This is a genomic window from Pelovirga terrestris (assembly GCF_014773365.1).
Classification (GTDB): domain Bacteria; phylum Desulfobacterota; class Desulfuromonadia; order Desulfuromonadales; family Geopsychrobacteraceae; genus Pelovirga; species Pelovirga terrestris.
The window spans coordinates 35847-44100 of the sequence record NZ_JACWUN010000020.1 but is presented as its reverse complement, the minus strand read 5'-3'; the positions used below and the strand labels follow the sequence as shown (position 1 = coordinate 44100).

Genomic DNA, 8254 nt, shown 5'->3' with positions numbered 1-8254 from the left:
GATACGCGTCGATGATTTCCCCTCCGCTACCTTGCGGCAGGGAGGTGACCAATGAGTCAACAAGGAGCCTATGCGACCGGTCGTGCGGTGTACCTGGTCGACGGTCTGCGCACACCCTTTATCAAGGAGGCACAAGAAGTTGAGCAGGCCAATGCCGCCCGTGCTGAAGTGATACGCGTCGATGATTTCCCCTCCGCTACCTTGCGGCAGGGAGGTGACCAATGAGTCAACAAGGAGCCTATGCGACCGGTCGTGCGGTGTACCTGGTCGACGGTCTGCGCACACCCTTTATCAAGGCCAGAAGCGGGCCAGGGACCTTTTCCGCCGCCGGCTACAGTGGGGCTGTTGGGTGCCTGGTTGCTTATGGCCAGTGGTGCCCGTATTGTCCTGAATTTGCTCAAGATCCTCGATGCCAGAGACGCTCGGCGCGGCATAGCGGCCATCTGTATCGGTGGTGGTCAGGGTGGGGCGATGTTGGTGGAACGTTGTGAGGAGGTGCGTGATGAGTACTGAGACCCCCTGGCGCCATTGGCGCATGGAGCGTGACCAGGATGACATCGCCTGGTTGACCCTGGATCGCGCCGACAGCGGCACCAACAGTCTCTCCGGGGAGGTTGTGGAGGAGCTGGATGCTGTTCTGAGCGCTCTTGCGGAAAAATTGCCCAAAGCCCTGGTGATTCGTTCCGGCAAAGGCAATGGTTTTATCGCCGGGGCCGATGTGCGGGAATTTACCCGGATTACCGATCGGGATCAGGCTCTGGCGTTGATCCAGCGAGGGCAGGCAATTCTTGGTCGTATCGAGAGGCTGCCGCTGCCGACCCTGGCCCTGATTGATGGTTTCTGCCTTGGTGGTGGCCTGGAACTGGCGCTTGCCTGCCGCTACCGTATCGCTACTGATGACCCGGCGACCCGCCTGGGTCTGCCCGAGGTGCAGCTCGGCATCCACCCCGGCTTTGGCGGCACGGTGCGTTTGACGCGCCTGATCGGACCCTTGAGTGGCCTGGAGTTGATGTTGACCGGTCGCACAGTGAATGCCAAAGCGGCGCGTAAGCTGGGCCTGGTCAACGCCGTCACCGCCGGACGACACCTGGAGCGCGCCGCGCGCACCCTTGCTCTACAGCCGCCCAAGGCCTTCCGAAAACCCTGGCGCGAACGACTGGCTGAACTGCCGCTGGTCCGCGACCTGGTGGTGAAGCTGATGCGCCGCACGTTGGAGCGCAAGGCTGATCGTCGCCACTACCCGGCCCCCTATGCCCTGCTCGATCTGTGGCAGGGGTTTTCGGCTAGTGAAACGGCCAACTACGCGGCCGAGGCCGCTTCGGTCGCCGAGCTGATCGTCAGTGACAGCGCGCGCAACCTGGTGCGGGTTTTCCTGTTGCAAGAACAGCTCAAGGCGACTGGTCGGCAAGATACCACGCCCCTTCAGCGGGTGCATGTGGTCGGTGGTGGTATCATGGGAGGCGATATTGCCATCTGGTGTGCATTACAGGGGCTGCTGGTCACTGTTCAGGATGTCGATCCGCAGCGGCTGGGCCAGGTGGTGCAGCGCGGTCGGGCCCTGTTTACCAAAAAGCTCAAAGACCGTCGGGCAATTGAAGCCGCTGTTGACCGGTTGCTGCCGGACCCGGATGGTCATGGCGTAAGCCGTGCCGACCTGGTGATTGAAGCGATCTTTGAAGATGCTGACGCTAAACGCGAACTCTATCGGCAGATCGAACCGCTGCTTAAACCGGAGGCGATCCTCGCCAGCAATACCTCCAGTATCCCCCTGGAAGAACTGGCAACCGCCCTCGATCGCCCGGGACGTTTGATCGGACTGCATTTTTTCAACCCGGTCGCCAAGATGCAACTGGTTGAAGTGGTCAGCGCGGCCCAATCCGATCCCGAAGCTCTGGCGCGTGGCGCTGCCTTCGTGCGTGGAATCAAGCGCCTGCCGCTGCCGGTGAAAAGTTCTCCCGGTTTTCTGGTTAACCGCATCCTTATGCCTTATCTGCTCGAAGCGGTGCGACTGGTCGAAGAGGGGGTCACACCCGAGACTATCGATCAGGCCGCCACCGACTTCGGTATGCCGATGGGACCGATCCGCCTGGCCGACACGGTCGGGCTCGATATCTGTCTGTCGGTGGCACGGATTCTCGCCAACCACTATCCGGTCGACGTCCCGGAGCGGTTGCAAAGAATGGTCGCGGCCGGTCAGCTCGGGCGCAAGAGCGGGCAGGGATTCTACGTTTATCGCGGCAAAGCAAGAAAGGTGCGCGGACCGCAAAGCGTGCCGCCGGAGATTGGTGAACGACTGGTGTTGCGCCTGCTTAACGAGGCCGTGGCCTGCCGGCGGGAACAGGTGGTCGAGAATGCCGACCTGCTCGACGCCGGGGTCATCTATGGCACCGGTTTCGCGCCGTTCCGTGGCGGGCCCATGCAGCATATCCAGAGCGTGGGGGTGAACCCATTGTTGGAGCGGCTCAAAGCCTTGACCGAACGGCACGGTGATCGTTTCACGCCCGATAATGGCTGGTTCGCTCTTGCACAAGAGGAGAAAAAACAGCATGACAGCGGCGATTGACATCATCTCTCCCGAGCAAGCCGTTACCCTGCCTGGTCTTTTTGTCGAGCGAGTGCGGCGCACCCCATCGGCTTGCGCCTATCGGCGTTTTGACCTGGATGATCGTTGTTGTACCGACATCTCCTGGCAGGAGGCCTACACCATGGTTGGCCGCTGGCAACAAGCCCTGCGTGGCGAGGGATTGGCCCCCGGGGACCGGGTGGCGATTATGGTGCGCAACGGTCTCGACTGGATCGGTTTTGATCTCGCCGCCCTCGGTCTCGAGCTGGTCACGGTGCCGCTCTACGTCAATGACCGGCCGGACAATTTTGCTTACATTATCGAGCAGACACAAGCCCGGCTGCTGCTGATCGAAGGGGTTGATCATTGGCAGGGGATTACCGAGGTGCATCATCGGCTCGGCAGCCTGCAACGAATCGTCTCTTTGACTCCAGCCTGTGAAGGGGATGAGTGTGATCTGCGCCTGGTGGATCTTGATCACTGGCTGCCGGAAACGGCCACCGATTATGTGCTTCCAGGCAGGGGTGGAGGGGCTCTGGCATCGATTGTCTACACGTCCGGGACCACAGGGAATCCAAAGGGTGTTATGCTGACCCACACCAACATTCTGGCTAACACTTGGGCCGGAGCGCTTGCCGTGCCGGTCTACCCGGACGATCTATTCCTCTCTTTTCTCCCCCTGTCGCATACGCTGGAACGTACCGTCGGCTACTATCTGCCGATCATGGCCGGGGCCATCGTTGCCCATGTCCGTTCTTTGGAAAGGTTGGCCGACGATCTGCGCGAGGTCAGGCCTACGCTGCTGGTCTCGGTGCCGCGTATTTACGAGCGCTTCCATCAACGTATCAATGCGCGGCTCGCTGAGGGGCCCGTCTGGAAACGCAAGCTGTTCAATCTGACCGTCACCATTGGTTGGCGAAAGTTCGAAATGCAGCAGGGACGTCGCGACTGGTCTCTCGATCTGCTGCTCTGGCCGGTGCTCGACCAACTGGTGGCACGTCCTGTTCGCGCCGCCCTCGGTGGCCGTCTTCGGTTGGCAATCAGCGGTGGCGCACCTTTGAGCCGGGAGATTGCCCGCGTCTTTCTCGCCGTTGGTGTTCCGCTTCTGCAAGGCTACGGCTTGACCGAAACCAGCCCCGTCGTTGCGGTCAACCGGCTGGAAGACAACCTGCCACAGACGGTCGGTCAACCCTTGCCGGGCGTGGAGGTGAAGATTTCTGCCCAGGACGAATTATTGGTTCGTGGTCCGAGCCTGATGGGTGGCTACTGGCAGAATGCTGAAGCAACAGCCAAGGTCATTGATCACCAGGGCTGGTTCCATACGGGCGATCTTGCCAGGCTGGAGTCCGGTGGGCATATTAGTATTACCGGCCGCAGTAAGGAAATCATCGTGTTGTCCAACGGCGAAAAGATTCCTCCGTCCGACATGGAGCAGGCAATCGCCGGTGATCACCTGTTCGAACAGGTGATGGTGATTGGCGAAGGGCGGCCATTTTTAACCGCTCTGGTCGTTTTGAATCAACCTATTTGGCACCAGCTTGCCAGTGCTCACTCTCTGGTTGTGACTCAGGACGAGGGCTTGAGTCCGCAGTGTGAACAGGAGTTGTTGCAGCGCATCGCAGCACGGCTGAGTACCTTCCCCGGCTATGCACAGGTGCGTCGGGTGTTGGTGTGTCAGCAACCGTGGGAGGTTGCGGATGGTCTGTTATCGGCCACGTTGAAGTTGCGGCGACAACAGATTGAAGCACGTTTTGACAGGGAGATTGCCGAACTCTACCGGGGTCACTGAAGGTCTGACTCATAGGGTACATCTAAGCCTTGAATGGAAAGTAAGCTCTTTTACTAACACCAGATAGAATAGTCACGTTTTTGTGGACTCTCCGAGCTAGTCGGTTTGTGCTGCGTAAATCAACATTGTCAACGTCATGGCCTTTTGGGCGACTGACTTAAGAGTATGAAGAATGAAAAACTGGATCGGGAAAGATGTATGCGCCGAATGCGCCGGGATGCTGGCTGCCAGTATCAATATCGGCTTTAAAACCAAAGGGAGATGTCATCGCTGCCACAGTGAACAGGAGCTTTTCAATGTGATCGCTATGTCACCTTCCCCGCTCTCTGCTCAAAACGTTTGCCCTGAATGCGGTCATGTCGGTGACGCCCATGCGGCATCCTGTCAGCGCTCAGAAGTTGCTCTTCTCACAACGGAAAGACAACAGATTGTTGAATTGTTGAAAGATATCGGCTGCTACAATGCTGACCTGTCGTTGCCGGATCAGATCAGAGATTTACTAAAGAAAAATACATGATCCGCATCTCGTAAAGAGTGCGCTCTTTACTCCTCGCTCAACGTCAAAAATATCGACGGCTCTCCGGTATAGGTCAAAATCAGCCGATGCATGGCACGAGTGCAGGCAACATAAAGCATGTTACGATCCATTTCCGTGTGATAGATCGTTGCGTTGGCGCTGGGAATAACAACGTGGTCAAATTCCAAACCTTTGGCCATGTGGGCGGTGCAGACGATAATTCCGGTTGAAAAGACCTGGCTGGATGGGTCAAGTAAGCGCGCATCGATGTCATTCTTTGTTAAGGCATTGGTAATTTGTTGCGCCTGTTTCTGGGTTTTGCAGATAACCCCCAGGCTGCTGTGCTCAGAAGCGATAAAATCAGCCACATAGGTTTTCAGCCATGTGATTTCTTCTTTTGCTGACCCCAGCCGGTGCACTGTCGGTACATCACCATGGCGTTTCATCGGTATAAGTTGCGGGTTAAAGCAAATCTGCTGAGCAAATTCCATAATCTGCAAAGTCGAGCGATAACTTTTGGTCAGGGTCATCAAGGTCGCATTGGTGAATGCGCCCTCGATATCCTTAAGCTGTGAGGCACTGTAAGGGTTGACCGCTTGTGCTACATCGCCAAGGATCGTCTTGCGGCAATTGAAAAGGCGGGCGAGCACGGCAAATTGCACCGGCGTATAATCCTGCATCTCGTCAATGACCAGGTGTTTGATGGCACGGTACGGGTTGTCAACGTTCTCAAGGCGCATTTTCAGGTAAATCAGCGGGAAAACATCAGCATATTCGAGTTTGCGCCCTTTCGCCTGAACAAAAAGATCAGGTCTGCCAAGCCAGTCAAAAAACTCCTTATAAAGAATGTTGAGGCTTTTTTTCCGGCACATTTTGTTGATTGCTGTCCGTACCAAACGCCTGTCTTCGGCGCTCAAGTCAACATTGTAGTAGATCCCCATATTGACTTCGACCGCCTTAACAACCTCGGTAATCCGCTGAGCAGGCGGCAGACCTCGATAGCGGCTGAAGTGTTTTTCAATAAACCAGGCCGGCACTGGACGTCCGACAACGACAATATCCTCTGCAGAAAAGCGGCTTTTCTCAATATAGTCAGCGTATTCACCAAGTTTGTTCAGAAACTGAGCAGATGATTTATGTTGGATACGTTCTTTTATCTTTTCGTCATTGGTTTCAAGAAGAACGGAAGTCTGCTCAAAAAAGGTCTGGAACGGAACCTTGTTGTCGAGCAAGCTGTGCGCTAAATCGTCCATGCCGATTTCGGCTATAGATTCTTCCCCGAGTTCGGGCAGTACATTGGCGATATAATCAGCAAACACCTTGTTGGGCGAAATAATTAAAATGTCGGTAGATTTGAGCGACTCTTTAAAACGATACAGTAAAAATGCGATACGATGCAGAGCTATGGAGGTTTTGCCGGATCCAGCGACACCCTGAATAATCAGCGTTGGGGCATCTTCGTTGCGAATGATCGCATTCTGGTCACGCTGGATGGTGGCCACAATATTTTTCATGCCCGCATCAGCTGATCCGGCCAATTCTTTTTGCAGCACATCATCGACAATGTGAAGATCCGTTTCCAGCATCATCTCCATGGCGCCATCACGTATCCGAAATTGACGTTTTAAGCTGATATTGCCTTCAATTCTGCCGGAAGGGGACTGGTACGCCGCCGGACCGATTTCAAAGTCATAAAAAAGCGTGGCAACCGGTGCTCGCCAGTCGTAAATCAGGTGTTCCTTGGTGCTTTCATTGTAGAAATGGTTGACCCCAATATAAAAGCCAGCCGGCTGGGACTCTGCGGTGGCAATGAAATCAAAGCGCCCAAAATAGGGGGAACGGGCCAACTTCTGCAGTTGCTGTTTTTGGGCCAGAATCGTTTCGCCGGTCATCACCATCTGCTCGATGGATTGGCGGGTGGTAACTTTTTCCACATGATCCATGTCCGCCCTGCTTTCCCACAGGTAGTTTTTCTGATCCTCAATGTTCTGTCGATATTGCTTAAGACGTGTGTCGATCCGGCTAATGGCTTCGTCAAGACGATTCTGTACATATTCAAGATGAAGGCGTTCATCTCTTTGCGGATCTGTGGATGTTGACGTCAATTGGTGTGCCATAAGTGACTCTTCGTCGTTTCAAGTGGGTAGAGGATAGAGCCTGTTGAGCTTGAGCTTACCCGCAATGAGGTAGGCCATTGAACTCATGTTACGGGGCATGAAGATACGCTTCATATTGGACGAGGTACCCTTCGTAACGTCCAAGGGGGAACAATGCCAAGGGCCATACCAAAAAGAGTTTCAGGTTGCATGAATCAGTAAACCTCCGGGTAATGGAATTAGTGACTCACTATACCATTACCCACTCAAAGTAACGAAGAGCCCTGAGAATAAATAGGCCTGGTTTCCTCCCAGTCAGATATTTTTCAGAAATCGTGGTTACAATAGGGCCCATACACTGTCCTGCTGTCATCAAAGGAGTCTGTAATGCCGCCAAAAGTCGTATTGTTGTTTGAGGACAACCGCCTGTACCGTGAGCTGATGACAGAAATCCTGACGGAACAGGATTTTCAGGTGACCGCTTTTGCCGATCCGGTCCGCTACGTGGCCTCTGAAAACCGCTGCGATCACTGCGGCGGCAATGTCTGCGCCGATGCCCTGATTACTGATAACCAGATGCCCGGCATGAGCGGGCTTGAGCTCATTCAGTGGATTACCGATAGCGGCTGCAAACTGCCAAAACACCGCAGGGCTGTCATTTCCGGAAGTTGGTCAAGCGAAGAGTACGATCAGGCCCAACAACTGGGCTGTAAAATTTTCCAAAAACCGGCCTCTGTGGACGAAATCTACCAATGGCTGGATGCCGGACAATAGCTCAGAAATAGTTAAACGACATGTTTCCAGCGGGAGACGGAGGGGTTATGAAAAAACGGACGATTGTTATCCTCATCAGCATTTATCTCCTGGTCTTCGTTGCCATCGGTCATTCCAGCGATCTGCTCTCGACAGATGCCGTTACTGCGGCTAAACGCTTTGCCCGGATGATCGACAGTGGCCACAGCAGTGCTGCCTACAGCCAGGCCTCACCCTTGCTGCGGCTGACCCAGAGTGAACAGGAGTTTGTGGCCGCTATCGAGCAGACCCACCTGTTGTTGGGGCCGGTTCAGCAACGGCAGTTGACCGCCCTGCGTTCGATCGGCATTTATCCGCGTTTGCCTGATGGTGATTATCTGATTGTCCAGTTTGAAGCGCGTACCTTGTACAAAAGCAAAGCTGCTGAAGTCATTTTACTGCGCCACCAGGATGATGCCTGGCTGGTAGTTGACTACAGCATTCGCTGAGCTTGATATAAATTGTTCCAAACGGGGAGGCGGGGGTCGGCCAGGCCG

8 protein-coding genes are annotated in these 8254 nt (G+C 55.0%); 7 read left to right on the top strand and 1 reads right to left on the bottom strand.

Translation table 11 applies throughout. The features are described from left to right. Positions 1-51 precede the first annotated feature (51 nt). The 5 genes from ICT70_RS13940 to ICT70_RS13920 all read left to right on the top strand — a co-directional run bounded on the left by ICT70_RS13940 (position 52) and on the right by ICT70_RS13920 (position 4869). Positions 52-225 (top strand): hypothetical protein, encoded by a 174-nt coding sequence (locus ICT70_RS13940; protein ID WP_191157678.1) that lies wholly within the window; start codon positions 52-54, stop codon positions 223-225. Between the two features lie 138 nt (positions 226-363). After that, positions 364-513 (top strand): hypothetical protein, encoded by a 150-nt coding sequence (locus ICT70_RS13935; RefSeq protein WP_272977246.1) that lies wholly within the window; start codon positions 364-366, stop codon positions 511-513. Then, positions 503-2563 (top strand): 3-hydroxyacyl-CoA dehydrogenase NAD-binding domain-containing protein, encoded by a 2061-nt coding sequence (locus tag ICT70_RS13930; RefSeq protein ID WP_191157676.1) that lies wholly within the window; start codon positions 503-505, stop codon positions 2561-2563. The genes ICT70_RS13935 and ICT70_RS13930 overlap by 11 nt, the downstream gene beginning before the upstream one ends. Beyond that, entirely contained in the window at positions 2547-4352 is a 1806-nt protein-coding gene (locus ICT70_RS13925) for an AMP-dependent synthetase/ligase (RefSeq protein ID WP_191157674.1), read from the top strand. The genes ICT70_RS13930 and ICT70_RS13925 overlap by 17 nt, the downstream gene beginning before the upstream one ends. Before the next feature lie 172 nt (positions 4353-4524). Next, entirely contained in the window at positions 4525-4869 is a 345-nt protein-coding gene (locus ICT70_RS13920) for a hypothetical protein (protein WP_191157672.1), read from the top strand. Between the two features lie 26 nt (positions 4870-4895). Here ICT70_RS13920 and ICT70_RS13915 read toward each other — a convergent pair whose 3' ends face one another. Further along, positions 4896-6986, bottom strand: coding sequence for a HelD family protein (locus ICT70_RS13915; protein ID WP_191157670.1), 2091 nt, complete (start codon positions 6984-6986; stop codon positions 4896-4898). 366 nt (positions 6987-7352) lie between these two features. On the opposite strand from ICT70_RS13915, the gene ICT70_RS13910 reads away from it, so the two are divergent. Both ICT70_RS13910 and ICT70_RS13905 read left to right on the top strand, forming a co-directional pair. Then, positions 7353-7739, top strand: a complete 387-nt coding sequence (locus tag ICT70_RS13910) for a response regulator (RefSeq protein ID WP_191157668.1) — start codon at positions 7353-7355, stop codon at positions 7737-7739. Positions 7740-7786: 47 nt separating this feature from the next. Beyond that, positions 7787-8206, top strand: a complete 420-nt coding sequence (locus ICT70_RS13905; RefSeq protein ID WP_191157666.1) for a DUF4019 domain-containing protein — start codon at positions 7787-7789, stop codon at positions 8204-8206. Positions 8207-8254 lie beyond the last annotated feature (48 nt).

What these genes read in the sequence shown, in the direction of transcription:
- ICT70_RS13920 (WP_191157672.1), top strand. Translation starts at nt 4,525, where the DNA reads ATGAAAAACTGGATCGGGAAAGATGTATGCGCCGAATGCGCCGGGATG.
- ICT70_RS13905 (WP_191157666.1), top strand. Translation starts at nt 7,787, where the DNA reads ATGAAAAAACGGACGATTGTTATCCTCATCAGCATTTATCTCCTGGTC.
- ICT70_RS13925 (WP_191157674.1), top strand. Translation starts at nt 2,547, where the DNA reads ATGACAGCGGCGATTGACATCATCTCTCCCGAGCAAGCCGTTACCCTG.
- ICT70_RS13910 (WP_191157668.1), top strand. Translation starts at nt 7,353, where the DNA reads ATGCCGCCAAAAGTCGTATTGTTGTTTGAGGACAACCGCCTGTACCGT.
- ICT70_RS13930 (WP_191157676.1), top strand. Translation starts at nt 503, where the DNA reads ATGAGTACTGAGACCCCCTGGCGCCATTGGCGCATGGAGCGTGACCAG.
- ICT70_RS13915 (WP_191157670.1), bottom strand. Translation starts at nt 6,986, where the DNA reads ATGGCACACCAATTGACGTCAACATCCACAGATCCGCAAAGAGATGAA.
- ICT70_RS13935 (WP_272977246.1), top strand. Translation starts at nt 364, where the DNA reads ATGGCCAGTGGTGCCCGTATTGTCCTGAATTTGCTCAAGATCCTCGAT.
- ICT70_RS13940 (WP_191157678.1), top strand. Translation starts at nt 52, where the DNA reads ATGAGTCAACAAGGAGCCTATGCGACCGGTCGTGCGGTGTACCTGGTC.